The organism is Bradyrhizobium sp. ma5 (genome assembly GCF_042258955.1).
GTDB lineage: Bacteria > Pseudomonadota > Alphaproteobacteria > Rhizobiales > Xanthobacteraceae > Bradyrhizobium.
In genome coordinates this window covers 5,980,684-6,003,831 of the sequence record NZ_CP170156.1, presented here as the reverse complement: position 1 = coordinate 6,003,831, position 23,148 = coordinate 5,980,684, and the positions used below count along the sequence as shown (strand labels likewise).

General features: G+C 63.3%; 22 protein-coding genes and 1 pseudogene. 11 read left to right on the top strand and 12 right to left on the bottom strand.

The window, feature by feature from the left end; genetic code table 11:
• Positions 1–21 precede the first annotated feature (21 nt).
• The 3 genes and pseudogenes from ACE103_RS28155 to ACE103_RS28145 form a co-directional block, all read right to left on the bottom strand.
• The gene (locus tag ACE103_RS28155; protein ID WP_375775705.1) at positions 22–597 is read right to left on the bottom strand and encodes an HAD family hydrolase; all 576 of its coding nucleotides are present in this window, start codon (positions 595–597) and stop codon (positions 22–24) included.
• Complete coding sequence (locus tag ACE103_RS28150; protein ID WP_375775704.1) at positions 549–1,682, bottom strand: ERF family protein; 1,134 nt, start codon at positions 1,680–1,682, stop codon at positions 549–551. Before ACE103_RS28150 ends, ACE103_RS28155 begins: the two co-directional genes overlap by 49 nt.
• Positions 1,666–2,522, bottom strand: a pseudogene (locus ACE103_RS28145) (YqaJ viral recombinase family protein). The gene ACE103_RS28150 and the pseudogene ACE103_RS28145 overlap by 17 nt, the downstream one beginning before the upstream one ends.
• A 134-nt stretch (positions 2,523–2,656) precedes the next feature.
• Between ACE103_RS28145 and ACE103_RS28140 the strand changes: the two are divergent.
• From ACE103_RS28140 to ACE103_RS28125, 4 genes are all read left to right on the top strand, one after another.
• Positions 2,657–2,905 carry a helix-turn-helix domain-containing protein gene (locus ACE103_RS28140; protein WP_375775703.1) on the top strand — a complete coding sequence of 83 codons (249 nt, stop codon included), beginning with the start codon at positions 2,657–2,659 and terminating at the stop codon, positions 2,903–2,905.
• 582 nt (positions 2,906–3,487) lie between these two features.
• Positions 3,488–4,282 (top strand): hypothetical protein, encoded by a 795-nt coding sequence (locus ACE103_RS28135; RefSeq protein ID WP_375775702.1) that lies wholly within the window; start codon positions 3,488–3,490, stop codon positions 4,280–4,282.
• Positions 4,283–4,345: 63 nt separating this feature from the next.
• On the top strand, positions 4,346–5,164 hold the full coding sequence (locus tag ACE103_RS28130) for a hypothetical protein (RefSeq protein WP_375775701.1): 819 nt from the start codon (positions 4,346–4,348) through the stop codon (positions 5,162–5,164).
• A complete protein-coding gene (locus ACE103_RS28125) occupies positions 5,161–5,508 on the top strand; it encodes a hypothetical protein (RefSeq protein ID WP_375775700.1) in 348 nt (115 codons plus the stop codon). Before ACE103_RS28130 ends, ACE103_RS28125 begins: the two co-directional genes overlap by 4 nt.
• 86 nt (positions 5,509–5,594) lie before the next feature.
• Here the strand turns inward: ACE103_RS28125 and ACE103_RS28120 are convergent, their stop codons facing one another.
• Complete coding sequence (locus ACE103_RS28120) at positions 5,595–6,821, bottom strand: phenylacetate--CoA ligase family protein (RefSeq protein ID WP_375775699.1); 1,227 nt, start codon at positions 6,819–6,821, stop codon at positions 5,595–5,597.
• Between the two features lie 95 nt (positions 6,822–6,916).
• Here ACE103_RS28120 and ACE103_RS28115 point away from each other — a divergent pair, with 95 nt between their 5' ends.
• Positions 6,917–8,065, top strand: a complete 1,149-nt coding sequence (locus tag ACE103_RS28115; RefSeq protein WP_223969200.1) for an AGE family epimerase/isomerase — start codon at positions 6,917–6,919, stop codon at positions 8,063–8,065.
• A 64-nt stretch (positions 8,066–8,129) separates the two neighbouring features.
• On the opposite strand, the gene ACE103_RS28110 is transcribed toward ACE103_RS28115, so the two are convergent.
• The 6 genes from ACE103_RS28110 to ACE103_RS28085 all read right to left on the bottom strand — a co-directional run bounded on the left by ACE103_RS28110 (position 8,130) and on the right by ACE103_RS28085 (position 15,305).
• The gene (locus ACE103_RS28110) at positions 8,130–8,969 is read right to left on the bottom strand and encodes an ABC transporter ATP-binding protein (RefSeq protein WP_223969202.1); all 840 of its coding nucleotides are present in this window, start codon (positions 8,967–8,969) and stop codon (positions 8,130–8,132) included.
• Positions 8,970–9,108: 139 nt separating this feature from the next.
• A complete protein-coding gene (locus ACE103_RS28105) occupies positions 9,109–10,392 on the bottom strand; it encodes an ABC transporter substrate-binding protein (protein ID WP_223969203.1) in 1,284 nt (427 codons plus the stop codon).
• Between the two features lie 53 nt (positions 10,393–10,445).
• On the bottom strand, positions 10,446–11,519 hold the full coding sequence (locus ACE103_RS28100) for a branched-chain amino acid ABC transporter permease (protein ID WP_375775698.1): 1,074 nt from the start codon (positions 11,517–11,519) through the stop codon (positions 10,446–10,448).
• Between the two features lie 3 nt (positions 11,520–11,522).
• On the bottom strand, positions 11,523–12,416 hold the full coding sequence (locus ACE103_RS28095) for a branched-chain amino acid ABC transporter permease (RefSeq protein WP_375775697.1): 894 nt from the start codon (positions 12,414–12,416) through the stop codon (positions 11,523–11,525).
• A gap of 142 nt (positions 12,417–12,558) precedes the next feature.
• On the bottom strand, positions 12,559–14,487 hold the full coding sequence (locus tag ACE103_RS28090) for a long-chain fatty acid--CoA ligase (protein ID WP_375775696.1): 1,929 nt from the start codon (positions 14,485–14,487) through the stop codon (positions 12,559–12,561).
• Positions 14,484–15,305, bottom strand: coding sequence for an ABC transporter ATP-binding protein (locus ACE103_RS28085; protein ID WP_375775695.1), 822 nt, complete (start codon positions 15,303–15,305; stop codon positions 14,484–14,486). The genes ACE103_RS28090 and ACE103_RS28085 overlap by 4 nt, the downstream gene beginning before the upstream one ends.
• A 413-nt stretch (positions 15,306–15,718) precedes the next feature.
• On the opposite strand from ACE103_RS28085, the gene ACE103_RS28080 reads away from it, so the two are divergent.
• From ACE103_RS28080 to ACE103_RS28070, 3 genes are all read left to right on the top strand, one after another.
• Entirely contained in the window at positions 15,719–16,393 is a 675-nt protein-coding gene (locus tag ACE103_RS28080) for a Crp/Fnr family transcriptional regulator (protein ID WP_375775694.1), read from the top strand.
• Positions 16,394–16,535: 142 nt separating this feature from the next.
• Positions 16,536–17,636: a GDP-mannose 4,6-dehydratase gene (gmd, locus tag ACE103_RS28075; RefSeq protein WP_375775693.1), complete on the top strand. Its 1,101-nt coding sequence runs from the start codon at positions 16,536–16,538 to the stop codon at positions 17,634–17,636.
• Entirely contained in the window at positions 17,617–18,573 is a 957-nt protein-coding gene (locus tag ACE103_RS28070) for a GDP-L-fucose synthase family protein (protein ID WP_375775692.1), read from the top strand. The genes gmd and ACE103_RS28070 overlap by 20 nt, the downstream gene beginning before the upstream one ends.
• A 9-nt stretch (positions 18,574–18,582) precedes the next feature.
• On the opposite strand, the gene ACE103_RS28065 is transcribed toward ACE103_RS28070, so the two are convergent.
• The gene (locus ACE103_RS28065; protein ID WP_375775691.1) at positions 18,583–19,425 is read right to left on the bottom strand and encodes a uroporphyrinogen-III synthase; all 843 of its coding nucleotides are present in this window, start codon (positions 19,423–19,425) and stop codon (positions 18,583–18,585) included.
• A 135-nt stretch (positions 19,426–19,560) separates the two neighbouring features.
• Between ACE103_RS28065 and purU the strand changes: the two genes are divergently transcribed.
• On the top strand, positions 19,561–20,424 hold the full coding sequence (gene purU, locus ACE103_RS28060; RefSeq protein WP_375775690.1) for a formyltetrahydrofolate deformylase: 864 nt from the start codon (positions 19,561–19,563) through the stop codon (positions 20,422–20,424).
• Between the two features lie 61 nt (positions 20,425–20,485).
• Positions 20,486–21,271 carry a metallophosphoesterase gene (locus ACE103_RS28055; RefSeq protein WP_375775689.1) on the top strand — a complete coding sequence of 262 codons (786 nt, stop codon included), beginning with the start codon at positions 20,486–20,488 and terminating at the stop codon, positions 21,269–21,271.
• Between the two features lie 4 nt (positions 21,272–21,275).
• Here ACE103_RS28055 and ACE103_RS28050 read toward each other — a convergent pair whose 3' ends face one another.
• The gene (locus ACE103_RS28050; RefSeq protein ID WP_375775688.1) at positions 21,276–21,560 is read right to left on the bottom strand and encodes a hypothetical protein; all 285 of its coding nucleotides are present in this window, start codon (positions 21,558–21,560) and stop codon (positions 21,276–21,278) included.
• 378 nt (positions 21,561–21,938) lie between these two features.
• On the opposite strand from ACE103_RS28050, the gene ACE103_RS28045 reads away from it, so the two are divergent.
• Entirely contained in the window at positions 21,939–23,120 is a 1,182-nt protein-coding gene (locus ACE103_RS28045) for an ABC transporter substrate-binding protein (protein ID WP_375775687.1), read from the top strand.
• Positions 23,121–23,148: the final 28 nt, after the last annotated feature.

Genomic DNA, 23,148 nt, shown 5'->3' with positions numbered 1-23,148 from the left:
GGCCGCGCACGGGCGCGGGGCTCAGCTTCGTTGCAGCAGCGGCCTCAGGAACACTTCCAGATTGGGGCCTGAAAACAGGTAACCGCTCAGGCCCGCTGCGCGTGCGGCCTCGAGGTCGGTCGGCTGATCACCGACCAGAAAGCTTCGTTCGACATCGACCGGAAAGCGCTCCAGGAGATCGGTGATCATGCCCGGCGACGGCTTGCGTCGGTGGCTGACCTGCCGATATCGCTCCACGGTCCCTTCAGGATGGAACGGGCAGTACTCAAAGGCGTCGATATGCGCGCCGATCTTGCCGAACTCGGCTGCCATCCAGTCGTGGAGTTGCTGGACGTGCGCCTCTTCATAGAGGCCTCGCGCAACGCCTGACTGGTTCGTCACGACGAATGCGAACCAGCCCATGTCGTTGAGGGCCTTCACCGCTTCGCGCGCCCCGTCGATCCAGATCAGCCTGTGGCTTTCGAACAGATAGCCGATGTCCCGGTTGAGGACGCCGTCCCGATCGAAGAAAACAGCAGGTCTTCCTGCGTGGCCAATAAGAGAGCTGTTCATCGAGCTTGGGGTGTTCGTTCGATTGAAGGTGGTTTCTGGCTGCATTCAATCGCACAACGTGAAGCGCTGCAACAGTCCGTGCGTGGCGCTGCGCCCATTGAAGGGTGCGCGCGGCACAGGGGAACCGTGAACTCATCGCTGACCTTGCGGCCGAGCGCCCGAGGCTGGGCAAACTTCAGATGATGGGCATCGGACGGCGTCTGCTTGCAGATCAGGCAGGGCTGGCCCCGGACGAAGAGGAGGTGAGCCTTGCTGCGTTTGCGCGGCAGGTCCTTGGGAAATGCAAGGGCGGGCCCTTGAGGACCTTGGGTGGATCGATCGTCGCCAGTGGAATTGGCGTCGGTCGCGGCAGCGAGAAGCGCCTTGGGTCGATCCGGCTCTTGAGGAGGTGTAGCGGCACTGAGGCTGGTGTCGACGGGGACAGGCGGAGAAGCGTCGTCCCCCAGCCTCGTCAGATAGGCGGCCTCGACCAGTCGGGCGTCCGCTTCTAGCAGGGTGTTCTTGAGGGGCAGGCTGGCCTTGGCCCAGGCCAGCAGGTTCGCGTCGTCCGGGATGGCCGCGAGTTGGGCGAGGAGTTGGTTCCGGAGGTCAGCCGAGCGTTGCGGTCCCAACACCGACGGCTTGTTCAATACGCCTTTCGTAGGCTTGGATTTTGACCTTGGTGGGACGGTTTGCGGCTCTGCGATCGAAGGAGGACCGGCGATAGCGTCCGGCGCGTCCAGATCGTCTTCGCCGGCGATCCCGACCAGCGCAAACAGCGCATAGCGTCGGGCATAGGTCAGAGCCGCCCCCATCCGGTGCGGCACCTCGGTTTCCTTGCTGGTGTATACAGGCCAGTCGGAGGAGATCCATTCTCCGGAGGAGTGCGCAAGTAGTGTCGTGAGGCGGATCTGTCCGGTGTCGGACTCGATCCGGGTGGTCTGGATAGTGGCAATCTCCTGCTGACTGAGGGTCTTGCGGACAATATCGAGGCCACTTGCGAGAGAAGCGTACCGGAACGTCCGATCCTCCTCCTTCGGGAAAGGCGACCGAATGATCGCGGTGAGGGTCTTCTCGGGGTTGGTCAACTCGGTCTGTGCCCGCGCCAATGCTGCGGCGATCGCGCCAATACGCTCACTGGACTGGTGCATGAGTCACCTCTACGGCAAGAATTCGAAACTGATTGCGCCCGACTTGGAGCGCCTCGCTTTGACGCCGTGGCCGATCGCTTCCCTGGCATCCTCAGGCACGAGCTTTTTCAGCTCCGCTTTGGCCAGTTCGTGCTCTCCATGAGCTTCCCGGGTGCGCTGGTAAGTTGCCGCTAAGTCCGCCCATGAGTTCGATGGGGTCATGTCCACGACCTTGATGGCTTCGAGTCGCGGACGAGGCGCCTCAATCCCAAAGAGGGCGGGGCGCTCACCGGTCCCTACACACCGCCAGAACTTCCTTTCGGCCGTCAAGAGCAGGTGCTGATAGAGCGGGTCGGCGTGCACCTTGATTTCGACCCATTTGCCGCCCCCCGTGATGATAGACAGCACGGCCGAACGTGCCGCGACCACCCACATATTGTGCTGGAGCTGCGCCATATGCTTATCGGCCGCTGCTTCTTCCGAGAAATTCCAGGGCAGCATGAATTTCGCTTCGAATACAGCACCGGTCTGCTGGACGCGCCCGTCCAGGGTTGCGGCCATCCATTTATGGATGGGATGTCGGACCTTCCGCTGAATGTCTTCGATTGTATGACCGCTGCTGCGCTCGTACCAAGCCCTATTGAGGTCCTCAGTGATACTACCGAGCTGGACGATGAGGTCCTGGCTTAGGTCCTGGGGCTCGAGTTCGCCCCGCTTCTCCCGCCAGAGCCGGATCAGTCTATTCCCATCGTCTCCCATGATGATGCGGGCGTCCGACCCGCCGATGAAGGAACGGCGGTCTGTGCTCACTTGAACTTTTGATGAGGAGGCGGGCTCGGCGCGTCGGCCGCTGTTAGGCATAGCTCCGCCGTTCACCGGGAAGGTGTTTTTCTGCATTTCAGGGTCCCTTGATGTGGGGGTGGAAAGATTGCACGAAAAATGTAGCCTTGTAGAATGCATCAAGTCAACATCAAAAATGTAAGGTTACATTAAAAATGGCAATCTCGCCCGAGCAGTGCAGAGCGGCGCGTGGCTTATTGGGCTGGTCGCAGTCCGATCTCGCGAAGGCCAGCGAAACGGCCACCAAGACGATCGCAGATTTTGAGAGGGGCGCTCGCGAGCCTTATGCGCGCACCTTAGATGACGTAAGCGCCGCCTTCGAAAGAGCGGGCGTTGAATTCATTCCCGAGAACGGTGGTGGTGCGGGTGTCCGGCTAGCGAAGCGAACTAAGCGCTCGAAGTAGATAGCCGGTATCAACATACACGAGAATTGAGATGCAGCAGGGCGCGCTTTCGTAAGGGAGGTTAGCTGCATGCGACGAGGGCTCATACAAATTCGCAAGTGCTGAAAAGCGATCAGTACGAGCCCCTGCTCGCCGTTGCGCTTGAAGCTGCTGTCTCGTCGCTGAGGAATTATGAAAGGAACGTCGCGGAGGCCGCATGGTATTGTCGAAGCTTCACCTCACGCCAACCGATCACGTCGAAGCGGCCAAGCTCGTCCGGAGGAAAGCCGCAAGTAGCGAAGTCGAGCCGTCGTTCTCCACGCCCTGCCGAGCTAAGATCTGGCTTCGCTAGTGGAGCGGCCGGTGATCGCTTCGGACTATAAGGAGGTGGTGCCGCGGAAATACCTAAGCGACGAGAGCTGCCGGTCTAGCCGCTTCCAACATCGTGGTCGCATCTGCGCCCTGTCATGATAGTCTTTTTCATGATGCTGCTTTCCCGCTCGTGGATTCAATACTCTGAGCCCAACGGCTCAAGGCGAGCAACGCCGCTCATCCTGCTTTAACAGCGTTCGGGTCAATCCCGATGACCGCCGAGAGATGTCGATGCCCACGAAGTATAAGCCGGTACTTGAAGAGGTCGAAGCCCCATGGCTGGATATCTGGGACCATATGTTCAATGGGCTGCTCGCGCGCCGCAGAGAGATTCTGACTGCGCTCGACTTTTACTCGAGACATGATTTGGACGCCGGCTCGCAGACGCCTCTTGCCGAAGAGCTGGTTGCGCTTGGGCGACTGGCGACTGCGCTTACCAAGGCGGCTGTTGCGTCCCAGACAAAGCCTGATGGTGTTTTAGTCGCCGCGCTTGAGAAGATTATCGACGAGCCGGACCCGGCTCTGCTTGGGACGATAGGTGCGGAGCTCGAATGGCTTCTGGCAGGAAACTATCGGCGCGGCGCCGAGGAGCCGGGCCGCTTCTTTTTGGACATTATTGGCGGCGAACAAATCGAGGCGACTTATGTCTACGGACTGCCAACGCGGGAGAATTTCCGTGCCGCAGCTCAGCGGGCCCTCGGCGTTGTTAAAGCGCGCAGATCATTCGGCCGGCCGCCAAATGAAGCTGCGTCAATCTTGGCCAATGAATTGGGGCCTATCTTTCGTGCAAGCGGCGCAAGAATTCGCCGGGGCCGGAGAAAAGAGGTTCGTATGCGAGCAGGCGAATCGGTCATTTTCTATGCTGAGGGCAGTAAGTTCCACGCTTTTCTGGATATCGTTCTCACCCCTCTTCGGGAGTTTTTGGCACAGCGAGATCTAGCGCCGGTTACAATCTCCACCATCGTGCGGCTGGCGATTGAAAAGCAAGGTGAAGCCAACCCAATTTCTCCCACAACTAGCCCCTAGCGAATCTCCCCCACTCTCCATGTACACCTGGCGCAGGACACAACGGCTAGGCGGGAGGAGATCTTGGACAATCCGTCCACTCAATCGCACGATCAAACGGGGGGGAATCGCCCCGATCAGAGCGTGAACAACTGTGCGAGCGTGCTGCAGGAGCAGCAGCCCGCCCAATCAGCAAGTGAAGACAACGGGCCACCGGGGAACACCGCTGTCGAAGCGGACGAGGTGCTCGCGCAAGCGGCAGATCACAGTGATCGAGAACAGGAGGAAGATGAAGAGGAGTACGATGATACGGACTACGCGCCTTACTTCATCCTCGAACTGCTGGATAAACCTCCGATTGCTGCCGGTGAAAGTGCAGACGCTTTCGGTGCGCTTTTCGAATCCTACGAGTTGGATTTCATGTCCCCCCACCGGCCCAAGACGGATCGCGAATACATGCTTGTGGCGCAGGCCACGACCATCAGCTGGGAATTGATGCGGTACGATCGCATGAAGTCGTCGGTTCTGCAGCTTCACCAGCATGCCGCGGTCGATCGTGTCCACCGGCGCTGCAATTCCGCTGCATCCGGCCAGAAGAGCGGCCCTAAGACCGAGCCGGAGCTGCCGATGCGGTATTTTACTGACCCGGCTTACCGGCAGCAGTTCGCGGCGAAGCTTGAGCAAGCCGGCTTTTCTCCCGTTGTTATCGAAGCCGATGCGTATCTTCGTTCGTTGATGGCGCTCTCCAAGATCGAGCACCTGATGAAATCGGCTGAAAATCGCCTTGCGCGTATGCTGCGCGAGTTGGAGGTCACCTATCTGCGGCGTGACCCTGAGCAGCCGCTGCCGCGCAGCAACGCTGCGAGGCGAGTCGATGAGCGGAAGCAGGGACCGGGTTCATGACCTCGGCAAAGCAACTGGAAGCGAATCGAAGGAATGCAGCCAAGAGTACCGGTCCACGGACGGCGCAAGGAAAGGCGCGCTCGGCAAAGAATGCGTTTCGCCACGGATTGGCAGCCAAGGGGCACCTCGGAATCACGTGGGAAGAGAGGTCAGCCCTCACCATACGCGAGTTAAAAGAGCGTCTCGTCGAGGTTTCCCAGCAGAGAAGAGCCATCGTGATGGAGTTTGGTCGCGCCTGCTCGGCGAATGACCTGAAGGCAATCGGCAAGGCCATCGATCTGCTACAAAAGAATGATCGTTATCTGAGGAGGGTTGAGTCCAAGCTTAAGAAGCTAACTACCTGAACGAGAATGGAAAAAATCAAAAATTGGGTTCGTTCTGCGATCTGCTGTTTGGGGCGCTTGTCGATTGCGCGTCGCATTACTTGCTCCTAGGTGCGCTCGTCCGCAATCACCTTGCCATCGTTCGGCAGCGAGCCTGCGCCGACCAGCTCCACGGCGCCGCCGAGTTTTGTCACGGCACGCAGCGTGGCCGCAACTTCGTTCAGCAGGGCATCCGGCGCTGAAGCACATTCGGCCTTCAGCGTCATCGCGTCAGCCTCGCCGGCGCGCGTGACCACGAGGCGCAGCCGTCCGAGCTCCGGATGGCGCTTGGCGATCTCGGCGATCTGCTCGGGGCGCACGAACATCCCCTTCACCTTGGTGGTCTGATCGGCGCGGCCCATCCAGCCCTTGATGCGCATGTTGGTGCGTCCGCACGAGCTGGCACCGGGCAGGGCGGCGGTCAGGTCGCCGAGCGCGAGGCGGATCCAGGGATGATGCGGATCGAGCGAGGTCACCACGATCTCGCCGACGTCCCCCGGCGTAACGGGATCGCCGGTGCCGGGCTTGACGATCTCCAGGATCAAATCCTCATTGACCGTCATCCCCTCGCGCGCCGGCGTCTCGAACGCGATCAGGCCGAGATCGGCGGTGCCGAACGCCTGGTAGGCCTCGACGCCGCGCGATTTCATCTCCTCCTGCAACGATTTCGGAAAGGCGGCGCCCGAGACCAGAGCGCGCTTGATCGAGGACACGTCGCGGCCATCAGCTGCGGCGGCGTCGAGCAGGATCTTCAGGAAATCGGGTGTGCCGCTATAGCCGACCGGGCGATAGGCCTCGATCAGCTCGAATTGCTGCTCGGTATTCCCTGGGCCAGCCGGGATCACCGCGCAGCCGAGCGCTCGCGCGGAGGTGTCGAAGATGAAGCCGCCGGGAGTGAGGTGATAGCTGAACGTGTTGAGCACCACGTCCCCCTCGCGAAAGCCCGCCGCAAACAGCGCCCGCGCGCCGCGCCAGGGGTCCGCCTGACGGCCTTCGGGCTCGAAGATCGGCCCGGGCGAGGTGAACAGCCGGGCGAACGCGCCGGGCTTGTCGGCCACGAAACCGCCAAAGGGCGGCGCTGCCTTGTGCAGGGCCGGCAGTTCCGATTTGCGCAGCACCGGCAGCCCCGCCAGCGCCTTCCGGCTGGCGATGGAGGCGGGATCGATGCCCCTCAGCAGGTTGGCGTAGGCGGGCGCCGCCATCGCCTTGCGCAGCACGTCCGGCAGCCGGGCGAACAGGGCGGCCTCGCGCTGGGCCGGATCGCGCGTTTCAAGGGCATCGTAATGATCGGTCATGGCAGGTCCTTGAGAGGATTTGCGCAGGTGGCGTGCCCGTCCGCCCGTGCTATCAAACGATGAGCGCTGACATGGGGACGGTTCCAGGGAGCACGATGGCTGAGGCAGAGAGCGTTGCGGCGGACGGGGCCGCCGACGTCGTCGCGAGGTTGAAGCGCCGCATCATCGACCACGCCTTGCCGCTGTGGTCGACGGTCGGCTGGGACGCCACGGCCGGCGGCTTTGTCGACCGGCTGCACCAGGATGGGACAGCCGACAACGCCGCGCCGCGCCGCCTGCTTGTGCAGGCGCGCCAGATTTATTGCTACGCCAAGGCGGCCCAAATGGGCTGGTATCCCGAAGGCCGCGCGATCGCGCTGAAGGGGCTGGAATATTTGCTGGCCAAGGCCAAGGCGCCGGATGGCCGGCCGGGCTTCGTGTTCAGCCTGACGCAGGATGGCGCCGTGCATGACCCGCTGCGCGACACCTACGGCCATGCCTTCGTGCTGCTCGCGCTGGCGACCGCCTACGGTCTCGACCAAGACGTCCAGATCCGCGCCGAGATCGACGCGCTGCTGTCGTTCCTCGACACCCAGCTGCGCTCGCCCCATGGCGGCTTCCAGGAAGGCCTGCCGCCGTCGATGCCGCGCCGGCAGAACCCGCAGATGCATCTGTTCGAGGCGATGATCGCCTGCTTCGACGCGACGCATGATTTGTCGTTCCAGAACCGCGCCGGCGATTTCTTCGCGCTGTTCCTGGCCAACCTCTACGACAAGCAGACGCACACGCTCGGCGAATATTTCGAGGAGGACTGGTCGAGGATCCCGCCGGTCAGCGTCGAGCCCGGGCATCTCGCGGAATGGGTCTGGCTGCTGAAGGGATTTGAGCGGATCACCGGCTGCCCCACGGGACGCCCGCGCGGCGAGCTGCTGGCCTCTGCGCTGCGCTATCGCGACGCCACCGGCTGCCTGATCGACGAGGGCGATACCGAGGGCAACATCCGCCGCCACAGCAGGCGGCTGTGGCCGCAGAGCGAGCTGGCGAAGGCCTGGATCGCGCAGGCGGAGTCGGGCGAAGTCGGTGCGGCGGACGAAGCCCGCGCGGCGCTGGTGCTGCTGGAGCGGCACTATCTCAGCCATCCCGTGGCCGGCGGCTGGTACGACCAGTTCGATCGCGACGGTAGCTCGCTGGTCGCCACGATCCCGGCGTCGTCGTTCTACCATGTGCTCTGCGCGGTCACCGAAGCCGAGCAGGTGCTCGGATAGAACCGCCTTCCTGGTCTGATGCGTTTTCTGCACACGCAACTCCGCCCGAAAACCCCCGATATCCTCACAGCCAGCGCTTGCGCCGCTTGAAGCTCTTCAGGTTCTTGAAGCTCTTGCGCTGGTCGCCGGCGCCGCCGAGGTAGAATTCCTTGACGTCCTCATTGTCGCGCAGCTCGTCGGCGGAGCCGTCGAGCACCACCTTGCCCTGCTCCATGATGTAGCCATGGCTCGCGACCGACAGCGCGGCGCGGGCATTCTGCTCGACCAGCAGGATCGTGACGCCGAGATCGCGGTTGATCTCCTTGATGATCGCGAACACTTCCTTGACGAGCAGGGGCGACAGCCCCATCGAGGGCTCGTCCATCAGGATCATCTTCGGGCGCGCCATCAGCGCACGGCCGATCGCGAGCATCTGTTGCTCGCCGCCGGAGAGATAGCCGGCCAGGCCCGTGCGCTCCTTCAAGCGTGGGAAATATTTGAACACCATGTCGATGTCGGACGAGACCTCGCCGTCGCGCCGGGTGAAGGCGCCGAGCCGCAGATTCTCAAGCGAGGTCATGTCGGCGACGATGCGGCGGCCCTCCATCACCTGGAAGATGCCGCGGCGGACGATCTTGTCCGGATCGATGCCGTTGATGCGTTGGCCCTCGAACAGGATCTCGCCGCGGGTGACTTCGCCGTCCTCGGTTTTGAGCAGGCCGGAGATCGCCTTCAGCGTCGTCGACTTGCCGGCGCCGTTGGCGCCGAGCAGCGCCACGATCGCGCCCTTCGGCACCTCGAGGCTGAGGCCGCGCAGCACCAGGATGACGTCGTCATAGACGACCTCGATATTGTTGACGCTGAGCAGTGGCGGCGGCGGGACGGCCGTCGGCACCGGGCGGGTGGCTTCGAGGGTTTCGTTCATGGTCTTGATCACTCTCCACTGTCGTCACCCGCGAAAGCGGGTGACCCAGTATTCCAGAGGCGCCAGCGATCAATCGACAGGCCGCGGCGTACTGGATCCCCCGCTTTCGCGGGGGATGACGACTTCCTGAGTTACAACCTCACCAGCCAAACCATTCCGGCTTGCGCGGCAGTTCGACGGTCTTCACCTTCTCAAGCTTGATCGTGCCCTTGCCCATCAGGTCGTTGATGTCGCCATCGGTCGCCCCGGAAACCTTGGCGCGATAGAGGTCGACCTTCGTCGTCGGGCGATGATCCTTTTCGGTCCAGGTCGAGGGATTGCAGACGCCGTCCATGCCGGCCGGCACCCAGTCCTTCTTCTGGTAGTAGCCCTTGGCGACGTTCTCGCCGGTGGCGCCGCCGTTCTTGGCGGCCCAATCCAGCGCTTCCTTCATGTAGAGCGCGCTGCAGACTGCGGCGATGTAGTGCACCGGGCGATAGACCTTGCCCGCCGGATCGGACATCTTCGAGATTTCCATCACCGTCTTCATGCCGGGCGCATTGCCGCCCCAGCCGACCGCCGTGCGCAGCGGGAAGATCACGCCGTCGGCGGCATCGCCCGCGGTCTTGGCGGCATTCTCATCCATGCCCCACACGTTGCTGAGGAACTGGACGTCGACGCCGGCGGTCTTGCAGGCCTTCATGACCGAGATGTTGGAGGCCGCGGTGTTGCCGAGATAGGCGTAGTTGGCGCCGGAGCTCTTCAGGCTCAGGCACTGCGCCGAGTAGTCGCCGGGCGACAGTGCGAACACCAGCGGCGGCAGCACCTCGAAGCCGAGCTCGGTCGCGAGCGCTTCGCCTGCGGCCTTCGGCGCGTTCGGATAGGGGTGGTTGGCGCCCATGTGGACGAACTTCGGCTTGCCGGGCTTGCCCTTCGCCTTCCAGTCCTCGGCCGCCCAGGTCAGTTCGGCGCGCAGCGCATCCGAGTAGCTCGGGCCGTAGAAGAAATTGTACGGCGCGGGCTTGGCCTTGCCGCTGGTGCCTTCGGGATCGGTCAGTGCGGCGGCGTAGGAGCCCGACATGTCGGGGATCTTGTCCTGCGCGAGGAAGCCGGTCAGCGCCTCGGTGTCCGCCGTGCCCCAGCCCATGATCGCCGCGACCTTGGCGTCGGACGCCGACCACTTCTTGTACAGCGCGATCGCGCGCGGCACCTGATAGCCGTAGTCGTTGCTGTCGACGCTGAGCTGCTTGCCGCCGACGCCGCCGTTCTTGTTGACCCAGGCGAAGGTGTCGGCGACGCCCTGGCCATAGGGCGTGCCGACGTCGGAGGTGCCGCCCGAGAGGTCCTGCAGATGGCCGATGGCGATCTGCGCCTGCGCGGTGGCGGCCGCGCTGCTGATCAGCAGCGCAAGTGAGACCGAGCTCAAAAGGGATCTAATCGTCATTGTTGTTTCCTCCTGCTTTTATTCGTTGAACCGAATTTGAGTTGTTCCAAGCGTCAGTGCGAGAACGGATAGAGCTTCCAGTAGGCCTTGATCTGCCTCCAGCGATGCGCGAGGCCATCAGGCTCGAACATCAGGAAGCCGATGATGATCAGGCCGATCGCGATTTCGCGCAGGAAGGTGATGTTGTTGTTGAGCTGCAGCGCCTTGTCGATGGCGCTGCCCTTCAGCCAGGCGCTCAGCCATTCCATCGATTCCGGCAGCAGCACCACGAAGGCCGTGCCCATCAGCGTGCCCATCACCGATCCGGTGCCGCCGATGATCACCATCGCGAGGAACAGCACCGAGCGCTCGATGCCAAAGCCTTCCTGGGAGACCACCAGCTGATAGTGCGCGTAGAGCGCGCCGGCGATGCCGGCGAAGAAGGCGGCGAGTCCGAACGACAGCGTCCGGTACTTGGTCAGGTTGATGCCCATGATCTCGGCGGAGAGATAGTGATCGCGAATCGCAACCAGCGCACGGCCGTCGCGGGTGCGCATCAAATTGGTGACCAGCAGATAGCTGATCACCATGTAGGCGAGCACGACGTAGAAATACTGTTTGTCGCCGCGCAGCGTGTAGCCGAAGATCGAGAACGGATTGGCGCTGGCCGGCACCGAACCGCCCGAGAACCAGTCGGCGCGCGAGAAGAAGTCGAGCAGGATGTACTGCGCGGCGAGCGTTGCGATGACGAGGTAGAGCCCCTTCAGCCGTGCCGCCGGCACGCCGAACACCAGGCCGACCAGCGCCGTGATCACGCCGGCGAGGGGGATCGCGAAGAACACCGGGATCGGTGCGTTGTTGGAGATGTAGGCCGAGGTAAAGGCGCCGAACAGGAAGAACGCGGCGTGGCCGATCGAGATCTGGCCGGTGAAGCCGACCAGGACGTTGAGGCCGAGCGCTGCGATCGCGAAGATGCCGATCTGGATCGCGATCGAGAGCAGGTAGTTGGACAGCAGCATCGGCGCGCAGCAGGCGAGCGCGATGCCCAGAATCGCGAAGTTGCGGCTGGTCGCGGTCGGGAAGATCGTGGTGTCGGCCGCGTAGCTGGTGCGGAAATCGCCCGACGGAATGAGGGTGCTCGTTGCCATTGATCAGACCCGCTCGATGTCCTTGGTGCCGAACAGCCCGTACGGCTTGATCATCAGGATGATGATCAGGACGTAGAACGGCGCGATCTCGTACAGATTACCCCAGTGCAGATATTCGCTGTCGATATACTGGGCGACGTTTTCCAGCAGCCCGATGATGATGCCGCCGAGCACGGCGCCGCCGACCGAGTCGAGCCCGCCGAGGATCGCGGCCGGAAACACCTTGATGCCGTAGGCGGAGAGGCCGGACGACACGCCGTTGACCACGGCGACCACGACGCCGGCGACCGCCGAGACCGTGGCCGAGATCGCCCACGCCATCGCAAACACGTTCTTCACGGAAATGCCGAGCGACTGCGCGACCTGCTGGTTGAAGGCGGTGGCGCGCATCGCCAGGCCGTATTTGGATGCACGGAAGAACCAGGCCATGCCCACCATCATGGCGAGCGAGACCACGAGGCTCATCACATAGACGGTCTGGATCTGCAGTCCGAACAGGCTGACCGACTGGCTCTGGAACACGCGTGGGAACGGCTGCGGGTTGACGCCGAAGATCCACTTCAGCGCGGCCTGGAACACGGTCGAGAGGCCGATCGTCACCATGATCACGGAGATGATCGGTTCGCCGATCATCGGCCGCAGGATCACGACCTGGATCGCGATGCCGAAGATGAACATGAACACCAGTGTGATCGGCATGCCCACCCAGAACGGCACCTGGTACTTCGTCAGCAGCGCCCAGCACACCCAGGCGCCGACCAGCAGCAATTCGCCCTGCGCGAAGTTCACGACCTGCGTCGCCTTGTAGATCAGCACGAACGACATCGCGACCACGCCGTAGAGCGTGCCGACCACGAGGCCATTGACGATCAGCTGGATCAGGAACTGGATGTTCATGGGGTGTTGCCAATCTTGCAGATCGTCATCGCCGGGCTTGACCCGGCGATCCATCGCGAAAGAGGACCCTTGCGAAGGGGATGGATGCGCGGGTCAAGCCAACGCACGACGGCCGAATATGCGGATCGCGCGGCTTGAATGGTCATTCCGCGGCCTCCGCGATCACGGCACGGCCGAGATCGACGACCTCGAGCGTGGTGCGGATGCGCTGCGTGGTGCCGTCCTGGAAGCGGATCACGGTGTCGACGGGAATGTTGGCCTTGCCGCGGTAGATCGCCTCGATGATGTCGGCGTATTTCTCGTTGATGACGCCGCGGCGGACCTTTCGGGTCCGCGTCAGTTCGCCGTCGTCGGCATCGAGCTCCTTGTAGAGCAGCAGGAAGCGCGAAATGCGTTGCGCCGGCGGCAAAGTGGCATTGACCGTCTCGACCTCTTTCTTCAGCAGCGCGTAGACTTCGGGCCGCGAGGACAGATCGGTATAGGTCGTGAACGAGATCCGGTTCTTCTCCGCCCATTTCGAGATGATCGAGTAGCGGATGCAGATCATCGCGGCCAGCGCGTCGCGGCCGGCGCCGAGCACGACCGCCTCGGCGACGTAGGGCGAGAACTTCAGCTTGTTCTCGATATATTGCGGCGAGAAGCGCTCGCCGCGCGAGGTCTCGGCGAGATCCTTGATGCGGTCGATCACGACAAGCTGTCGATTGTCGTTGTAGTAGCCGGCATCGCCCGAATGCATCCAGCCGTCCTTGATGTCGGCGATCGATGCTTCGGGGTTCTTGTAATAGCCGTGGAACATGTTGGGATGCCGCACCACGATCTCGCCGACGCCGTTGACATCGGCATTGTCGATGCGGATCTCGATGTCATCCGCCATCGGAACGCCCGTGGTATCGGGATCGACCTTGCCTTCGGGATGCAGCGTGTAGGCGCCGAGCAGCTCGGTCTGGCCGTACAGCGTGCGCAGTGGCACGCCCATGGCCTGGAAGAACTTGAAAGTATCCGGCCCGAGCGCCGCGCCGCCGGTTGCCGCCGAGCGCAGCCGCGTGAAGCCGAGCCGGTCGCGCAGCGCACGGAACAAAACCTTGTCGGCGAACATCGAGTGCTTGCCTTCGGCGAGCGCCGCGAGCCCGGCCTTCATGCCGAGATCGTAGAGCTTCTGCTTGAACGGCGAGGCATCCATCACACCGGCGCGGACATCCGCCGCGATCGATTCCCAGACCCGCGGCGCGAACAGCACGAAGGTCGGCGCGATCTCGCGGAAGTCGTTCATCATGGTGTCGGGCTCTTCGACGAAGTTGACCTTCATCCGGGAGAGCAGCGCTTTGCCCAGCGCGTAGATCTGTTCCATGATCCAGGGCAGCGGCAGCACCGAGACGTATTCGTCGTCCGGCCCCTTCGGATCGAAGGCGAGATAGGTCGCGCAGTGCCGCAGCACACGTCTGGCCGAGAGCATCGCAAGCTTCGGATTGGCTGTCGTGCCCGAGGTCGTGCAGAGGATCGCGACGTCTTCGCCACGCGTGGCGTCGACCAGCCGGTCATACAGTCCGGGCTCGCGCGCGGAGCGGTCGCGGCCCAGCGTGACGAGCTTGCTCGCCTCCATCAGCCGCGGATCGTCGTATTTCCGCATACCCCGCGGGTCGGAATAGACAATGTGCTTGAGATTGGGCACGCGGTCGGCAAGGGCGAGCAGCTTGTCGACCTGCTCCTCGTCCTCGGCGAAGACCAGCTTGGCCTCGCCATAGATCAGGAGATAGGAAGCTTCCTCGTCCAGCACGTCGCGGTAGAGGCCGAGGCTCATCGCGCCGATCGCGTGGGCCGCGATCTCGGCGGCGACCCAGTCCGGCCGGTTGTCGCCGATGATGCCGATCACGTCGCCGCGGCCGAGGCCGAGCTCGACCATGCCGAGCGCGAAATCATGGGTGCGGGTCTGGTAGTCGCTCCAGGTGAATTCGCGCCACAGCCCTAAATCCTTCTCGCGCAGCGCGATCTCGCCGCCGTGCTCCCTCGCGTTGAGGCGCAGCATCTTGGGAAAGGTGTCGGCCTGCGCGGCGCGACCGGCATAGTCCATCATGCCGCGCTCTCCCGCACCGCCGGCTTGTCGTCGGGATCGACCAGCACCTCGTCCTCTTCGCCGAGATAGGCGCGCTTGACGTGGGGATCGGCGAGCACGGCGGCCGGATCGCCCTCGGCGATCTTGCGGCCGAAATCCAGCACCATGACGCGGTGGGAGATGTCCATCACGACGCCCATGTCGTGCTCGATCATCATCACCGTCATGCCGAACTCTTCGTTGAGATCGACGATGTAGCGCGCCATATCTTCCTTCTCTTCGAAGTTCATGCCGGCCATCGGTTCGTCGAGCAGGATCAGCTGTGGCTCCAGCGCCATCGCGCGGGCGAGCTCGACGCGCTTGCGCAAGCCGTAGGGCAGGGTGCCGGCGGTCGCCTTGCGCACCGACTGCAGATCGAGAAAGTCGATGATCTCCTCGACCTTGCGGCGGTGCTCCAGCTCCTCGCGGCGCGCGCCGGTCAGCCAGTACAGCGATCCCGTGATGAAGTTGTTCTTCAAGAGATGATGGCGGCCGACCATGATGTTGTCGAGCACGCTCATATGGTGGAACAGCGCGAGATTCTGGAAGGTCCGGCCGATGCCGAGACGGGGCCGCGCATTCGGGGTGAGGGCGGTGATGTCCTGGCCGCGATAGAACAGTTGGCCTTCGGTCGGCCGGTAGCGGCCGGAGATGCAGTTGACGATCGAGGTCTTGCCGGCGCCGTTCGGGCCGATGATGGAGAACAGCTCTCCCTCGTTGACGCCGAAGCTGACTTCGGTCAGCGCGCGGACGCCGCCAAAGCGCAATGAGACTCCGCGCACCTCGAGACTGTTGGCCACCCTGTTCCCTCCAGATAGGGGCGCTTCGGCGCGCTCTTTATCTTCGCTTCGATCTTACACTTCGATCTTACATGGGCCACCGGAGGGAGACCATCCGACTAATGAAGCCGGCGTTCGGGAGCATCGCTCGCCCCGATCGCCTGCGTCATGCGCGGTAACGCCGCACCCCGCCTGCAAGCCCGTCTCTCGCGTCATCCGTGGTCAGCGATCCATCAAGGCGCTGCACGCGGCGTTAGGCGAGGTGGCTCTGAATACGAGAAAGCGATAGGTTGAATTGTCATGTGCCCGACAATTGGTCAGGAATTTTCGTTGGCATTCCAGGAAGCGGGTTCCTGGCTTCGCACGGCGTTGCTGCGGTGCAATATCGTGCCAGTATGTTGGTCAGTATCTTGGGGTGGGATGCCGTCGCTAGAATGATTGCTGCTGATTACCTGAAGCGCATCGCGGCCTGGTCGCGCGAGCTGAGCGAGCAAGAGATCGAAATCGCGCGCGCCGGCATTTCCGAGAAATCCTATCGCGCCAACGAATTCATCTTCATGCGCGGCGACAATTTCCAGTACTGGACCGGCATCGTCACCGGGCTGGCGCGGATGGGCATCGTCTCGCGCGGCGGCAAGGCGGCGAGCTTCGCGGGCCTGACCGCCGGCGCCTGGTTCGGCGAGGGCACCGTGCTCAAGAACGAACTGCGGCGCTACGACGTGGTCGCGCTGCGCGACACGCGGCTGGCGATGATGGATCGCCGGACCTTCGTCTGGCTGTTCGAGAACAGCGTCGGCTTCAACCGCTTCCTGGTGGGACAACTCAACGAGCGGCTCGGCCAGTTCATCGCGCTGCTCGAATATGGCCGCACGCTGGACGCCACCGCGCGGCTGGCACGCTCGATCGCCTCGCTGTCCAATCCGATTCTCTACCCCGAGCTCACCTTGCACCTGGAGATCACCCAGGAGGAGATCGGGGCGCTGTCCGGCATCTCCCGGCAGAATGCCAACCAGTGCCTGAAACGGCTCGAGCGCGAGGGCCTGCTGCGGCTCGAATATGGCGGGGTGACGATCATCGAGCTCGACCGGCTGCGCCACTACGGGGAGTGACCGGGGCCCGACCGCACCTGGCTATTTCGCGATGCTCTAAAGTCCTGATTTCAAACGATTATGCCATTAGACTTGAAGCAGATCGGATGCTACAGACCGGCCTCGTCGGGACCGCGCGGTTTTCGCGCTCTCTGGAGATGACATGGCGGTTAAGGATTCGGCGGCTCAGGACTCAAAGCGGCGCGTTGCGCTGATCACTGGCATCACCGGGCAGGACGGCGCGTACCTCGCCGAATATCTGCTCGGCCTCGGCTATACCGTGCACGGGATCAAGCGCCGGTCCTCCTCGTTCAATACCGCGCGCGTCGACCATCTCTACCAGGATCCGCACGCCGGCAACGTGCCGTTCCTGATGCACTACGGCGACATGACTGATTCGACCAATCTGATCCGGTTGGTACAGCAGATCCGGCCGACCGAGATCTACAACCTCGCCGCTCAGAGCCACGTCCAGGTCAGTTTCGAGAGCCCGGAATACACCGCCAACGCAGATGCCATCGGCGTGCTGCGCCTGCTGGAGGCGATCCGCATCCTCGGCATGGAAAAGGAGACCCGGTTCTACCAGGCCTCGACCTCGGAGCTCTACGGCCTCGTGCAGGAGGTGCCGCAGAAGGAGACCACGCCGTTCTATCCGCGCTCGCCCTATGGCGTCGCCAAGCTCTACGGCTACTGGATCACGGTGAACTACCGTGAGGCTTACGGCATGTTCGCCAGCAACGGCATCCTGTTCAACCATGAGAGCCCGATCCGCGGCGAGACCTTCGTGACGCGCAAGATCACCCGCGCCGTCGCCCGCATCGAGGTCGGCCTGGAGAACAAGCTCTTTCTCGGCAATCTCGATGCCAAGCGCGACTGGGGCCACGCCCGCGACTATGTCGAGGGTATGCACAAGATCCTGCAGGTGGACGAGCCCGGCGACTTCGTGCTCGCGACCGGCGAGACGCGCTCGGTCCGCGAATTCGTCGAGCTGGCGTTTGCGGAGGTCGGCCGCAGCATCGAATGGCGCGGCAAGGGCGTCGAGGAGATCGGCGTCGACAAGGCAACCGGCAACACCGTCGTGCAGATCGACCCGGTCTATTTCCGTCCGACCGAGGTCGATCTTCTGATCGGCGACGCCAGCAAGGCGCGCGCCAAGCTCGGCTGGACGCCGAAGACGCCGTTCGCGCAGCTGGTGAAGGAAATGGTCGCCAGCGATCTCGTCGAGGCCAGGCAGGATGCGGCCAATGGCAAGCACGGCGTTTGAACTGAAGGGCAAGACGGTCCTCGTTGCCGGCCATCGCGGCATGGTCGGCTCGGCGCTGATGCGCCGGCTGGCGCGCGAAGGGGCCGAGCTGCTGACGGTGTCGCGCGGCGAGGTTGATCTGCGCGACCAGGCTGCGGTCAGCGCCTGGTTTGCCGCGAAGCGGCCGCAGGCCGTGTTCCTCGCCGCCGCCAAGGTCGGCGGCATCGTCGCCAACAACACGCTACGGGCGGAATTCCTCTACGACAATCTGGCGATCTCGACCAACGTGATCCAGGCGGCTCATGCCAATGGGTGCGAGAAGCTGATGTTCTTCGGCTCGTCCTGCATCTATCCGCGCCTGGCGCCGCAGCCGCTGCGCGAGGATTCGATGCTGACCGGCCGGCTGGAGCCGACCAACGAGCCCTATGCCATCGCCAAGATCGCCGGCATCAAGATGGCCGAGGCCTATCGCAGCCAATACGGCGCCGATTTCATCAGCGTGATGCCGACCAACCTCTACGGTCCCGGCGACAATTATCATCCCGAATACAGCCACGTCGTCGCCGCGCTGATCCGCCGTTTCCACGAGGCCAAAGTCTCCGGTGCCAGCAGTGTCGTGGTGTGGGGCACCGGCACGCCGCGCCGCGAATTCCTCTATGTCGACGACCTCGCCGACGCCTGCATCCATTTGATGAAGACCTATTCCTCCCCGGAGCTGGTCAATATCGGCACCGGCGAGGACATCACCATCGCGGAATTCGCCCGCGTGGTCGCCGCTACCGTCGGCTATCGCGGTGAGATCAGTTTCGACACCTCGCGCCCTGACGGCACGCCGCGCAAGCTGCTCGACGTCAGCCGGCTCGCAAAGCTCGGCTGGCGTGCCACAACCTCGCTCGAGGATGGCATCAAGCTCGCGTACCAGGCCTATCTGAACGAGACCAAGCAGGCTGCGGAGTAGCGCCGAGCGTTACTTCGCCGTCGCGCGCGGCGGAGCCTTCGACAGCGCCGTCGCCATCGCCGAGATCAGCGGCTTCATAAAGAACGCATCGTTCGGCGGGTAGATGTCGGTGCGCAAGCCGTAGGTCTTCAATTCGTCCGACACCACGGGCCCAACGGAGGCGATCGGGGTCTGCTGCAGGCCCTCGCGCAATTGCGCCTCGCATTTGTGCGCCTGCGCCACCTCGAGCAGGCGGCGAACCTGGCCGGAACTCGTAAGCGCGATCGCGTCGATGCGGCCATGCGCCATCTCCTCGATCGCGGTCACGATGTTGGCGTCGGCGGCTTGCGCGTCATAGACATAGGGCAGCACCGTATCGACCTCGACACCCTGCGCCTTGATCGCGCCGATCAGGGTGGCGTGATCCTTGTCCGGATAGAGCTGCAGGCCGAGCCGATGGCCGGCGAGGTCGAACTTCGACAGCATCTCGGTGACGCCTTCCGAGGTCGGCTTCTCCGTCGTCATTTGCGGCTCCAGGGCGATCTCGCGCAGCGCGCGGCCGGGCTTGGGGCCGCGGGCGAATTTGCGCGCCTTGCCGAGGCTCGCGACGAACTCCGCCTCGACCCCGATCCGGCGCACCACCTTCATCAGCCGCCGCAGGCCCTCGCCGGTCATCAGCACGAGGTCGTCGAGCGGCCGCTCGATGGCGCGGCGAATCCAGGCCTCGATCGGCGCCGGATCCGGCGCGTCGTGGATGGTGAACATCGGGCATTGCAGCACGTCGGCGCCCTGCTCGGCGAGCAGGCGGGAAAACTGCGCCTCCTCGCGCGTCTCGAGGATCAGGATGCGGTAGCCGTTCAGCCGGTCAGCCATGATGGTCCCTAACAAACATTGTCGTCATTTGTTCGATTTGACCCCCGCGCCGGGATTGGCGCAAGGCCGCCTGCGGTGTAGACGAGGGCCGAAAATGACCGTTCCACATATCTGCTCAAGCTTTGGTCAATTGGCATGCCCGACCATCAATTCGTTCTGACCCTGTCCTGTCCGGATCGACCGGGGATCGTCTCTGCGGTCTCGACGTTCCTGGCGCATAACGGCCAGAACATCCTGGACGCCCAGCAATTCGACGACATCGAGACCGGCAAGTTCTTCATGCGCGTGGTGTTCACCGCGGCCGATCTTGCGGTGGAGCTGGCTGCGCTGCAAACCGGCTTTACTGCGATTGCCGAACGCTTCGGCATGGATTGGCAGATGCGCGATCGCGCCAGCCGCCGCCGGGTCATGCTGCTGGTGTCGAAGTCCGATCACTGCCTGGTCGACATCCTTTATCGCTGGCGCACCGGCGAGCTCGAGATGATCCCGACCGCGATTGTCTCCAACCATCCGCGCGAGAGCTACGGTTCGCTCGATTTCGGCGATATCCCGTTCCATCATCTGCCGGTGACCAAAGAGACCAAGCGGCAGCAGGAAGACGCGGTGTGGAAGCTCGCCCAGGACACCAACACCGATCTCGTGGTGCTGGCCCGCTACATGCAGATCCTGTCGGACGAGATGTCGGCGCGGCTGTCCGGCCGCTGCATCAACATCCATCATTCCTTCCTGCCGGGCTTCAAGGGCGCCAAGCCCTACCACCAGGCGCATGAGCGCGGCGTCAAGCTGATCGGCGCCACCGCGCACTATGTCACCAGCGATCTCGACGAGGGGCCGATCATCGACCAGGACGTCGAGCGGATCAGCCATCGCGACACGCCCGAGGATCTCGTGCGCAAGGGCCGCGACATCGAGCGTCGCGTGCTGGCGCGGGCGATCCGCTACCATCTCGCCGACCGCGTCATCCTCAACGGGCGCAAGACCGTGGTGTTCGTGGACTGATCCGCCGTTCACCCGGTTGTCGTGCTGACGGCCGTGGTGTCGCCCTGCATCGAGGTGCTGCATGAAACTCATCCACATGAGCGACATTCATCTGACGGCGCCGGGGCGGACGATCTTCGGCCGTGATCCTCTGCTGAACCTCGAGCGTGCGCTCGACCATGTGCTTGCCGATCATCGCGATGCCGAGCTCATGGTGATCTCGGGTGATCTTTCCGATCTCGGTGACCTCGCCGACTATCAATTGCTGCGCGAGCGCCTGAGCCGGTTTCCGATCCCTGTGCGGCTTTGTATCGGCAACCACGACCATCGCGAGACGTTTCTCGGCGTGTTTCCCGAATGCGCCGACGCCGACGGGTTCGCTCAAGGTGCGCACGACGCCTCGTTCGGCCGCTGCCTGCTCCTTGACACCTACGAGCCGCAGACCGCCGCCGGCAGTTTCTGCGAGAGGCGGCAGGCCTGGCTGGAGCGGGAGCTATCGCAGCATGACGGTCCGTTCTTCCTGTTCATGCATCACAATCCATTCCCGACGCATATCGCCCCGGTCGACCGGATCGGCCTGCTCGACGATGCCGCGTTCCGGTCGATCGTCGCGAAGCACCGGAGCAAGATCAGGCATATCTTCTTCGGTCACTGCCACATGGTGCTGAGTGGTTCGGTTGCCGGTGTCCCCACGACCTCGCTGCGCGGAACGAACCACGCCGGCGACCCCGTGTTCGCGGAGGTCCTGACCGTCGCCGATCTGCCGGAGTCCTACGGCGTGGCGTTCATCGGCGCGAACTACGTCACCGTGCATATGGTGGAGTTCGGTTACCGCGGCGAAATCCTTAGCGAGGATTCGCCGGGCTAGGCAGTCATTGGGTCGGGTTCTGCGCGGGCGCCGCCGCGGCCGGCTTGGAGCCATCGCCGCGCTCCGCCGCCGGCATCAGGCGCTTGCGTTCCCGCTCCTGCATGAACTTGTCGTATTCCGGGGTGCCCGCCCGCGGCGGCGCGTCGGCAGGCAGGCCGCCGGCCCAGGCCGGAATGTAGTCGGCCATGCCGGCCGAGACCTTTTGATTCACGGTGCTGCATCCCCCGAGCGCGCAGGCCGCGAGCGCGAGGGCAGTCAGGACAGGGACGTGGCGTGTGAAGATCGGCATTGGCGGCAGCATACAGCCCTGGTCTTTATGGATGATGATCTCAGGCGCGACCGTTCGGCTGCAATTGTGCTTGTTTGTTGACATTGCTGCTTGATTTGTACGATCGTACAAATGAAATGAGCTGGCGGCCGCCTGAGCGAGCGAGACCGGTACTCGTGGCGGCGTTGAGTTTTGGGAACGGATTCTGGTATCCTGATACTTGTTTCTGCGACTGGGCCAAATCGCGGCGCGCGCGACCCACGCCCATCGTCCGATTGACAGAGGACGCGGGGAAACGCCTTGTCGCGTTACGGCTCGGCCGTGACTTGGTTGGGCTAAGGTAAGGCAAGGGCCGGGCACTCGGCTCGACGCAGAACAATGGAAGGGGGAGGGATGCCGATGTTCAATCGTCGCAAAATGTTGCTGTGGGGCGCCGCTTCGGCCGTGCTTCCGGGTTTGTGCGCCAGCATGCCGGCGTGGGCGGACGACGCCGTCAAGATTGGCCTGATCCTGCCGATGACCGGCGGCCAGGCCTCGACCGGCAAGCAGATCGATAACGCGATCAAGCTCTACATGCAGCAGAAGGGCGACACCGTCGCCGGCAAGAAGATCGAAATCATCCTGAAGGATGACGCCGCGGTGCCCGACAACACCAAGCGGCTCGCGCAGGAACTGATCGTCAACGACAAGGTCAATTTCATCGCCGGCTTCGGCGTGACGCCGGCGGCGCTGGCCGCGGCACCGCTGGCGACGCAGGCCAAGATCCCGGAAGTCGTGATGGCCGCCGGCACCTCGATCATCACCGAGCGCTCGCCCTATATCGTGCGCACCAGCTTCACGCTGGCGCAGTCCTCCACCATCATCGGCGACTGGGCGGTCAAGAACGGCATCAAGAAGGTCGCGACGCTGACCTCCGACTACGCGCCCGGCAATGATGCACTGACCTTCTTCAAGCAGCACTTCACCGCCGGCGGCGGCGAGATCGTGGAAGAGATCAAGGTCCCGCTCGCCAATCCTGACTTCGCGCCGTTCCTGCAGCGTATGAAGGATGCCAAGCCCGACGCGATGTTCGTGTTCGTGCCGGCCGGGCAGGGCGGCAACTTCATGAAGCAGTATGCCGAGCGCGGGCTCGACAAGAGCGGCATCAAGGTGATCGGCCCCGGCGACGTCATGGACGACGACCTGCTCAACAACATGGGCGATGCCGCGCTTGGCGCGGTGACCGCGCATCTCTATTCGGCGGCGCATCCGTCCGCGATGAACAAGGACTTCGTCGCCGCCTACAAGAAGGCATACGGCAACCGTCCGGGCTTCATGGCGGTGAGCGGCTATGACGGCATCCATCTGATCTACGAGGCGCTGAAGAAGACCAATGGTGCGACCGATGGCGACAAGCTGATCGAGGCGATGAAGGGCATGAAGTGGGAGAGCCCGCGCGGCCCGATCTCGATCGATCCGGAAACCCGCGACATCGTCCAGAATATCTACATCCGCAAGGTCGAGAAGGTCGACGGCGAGCTCTACAACGTCGAGTTCGCGACCTTCGAGGCCGTCAAGGATTCCGGCAAGACCAAGAAGTGACGCGCGAAAGCTCCGCTCGCTGCACATC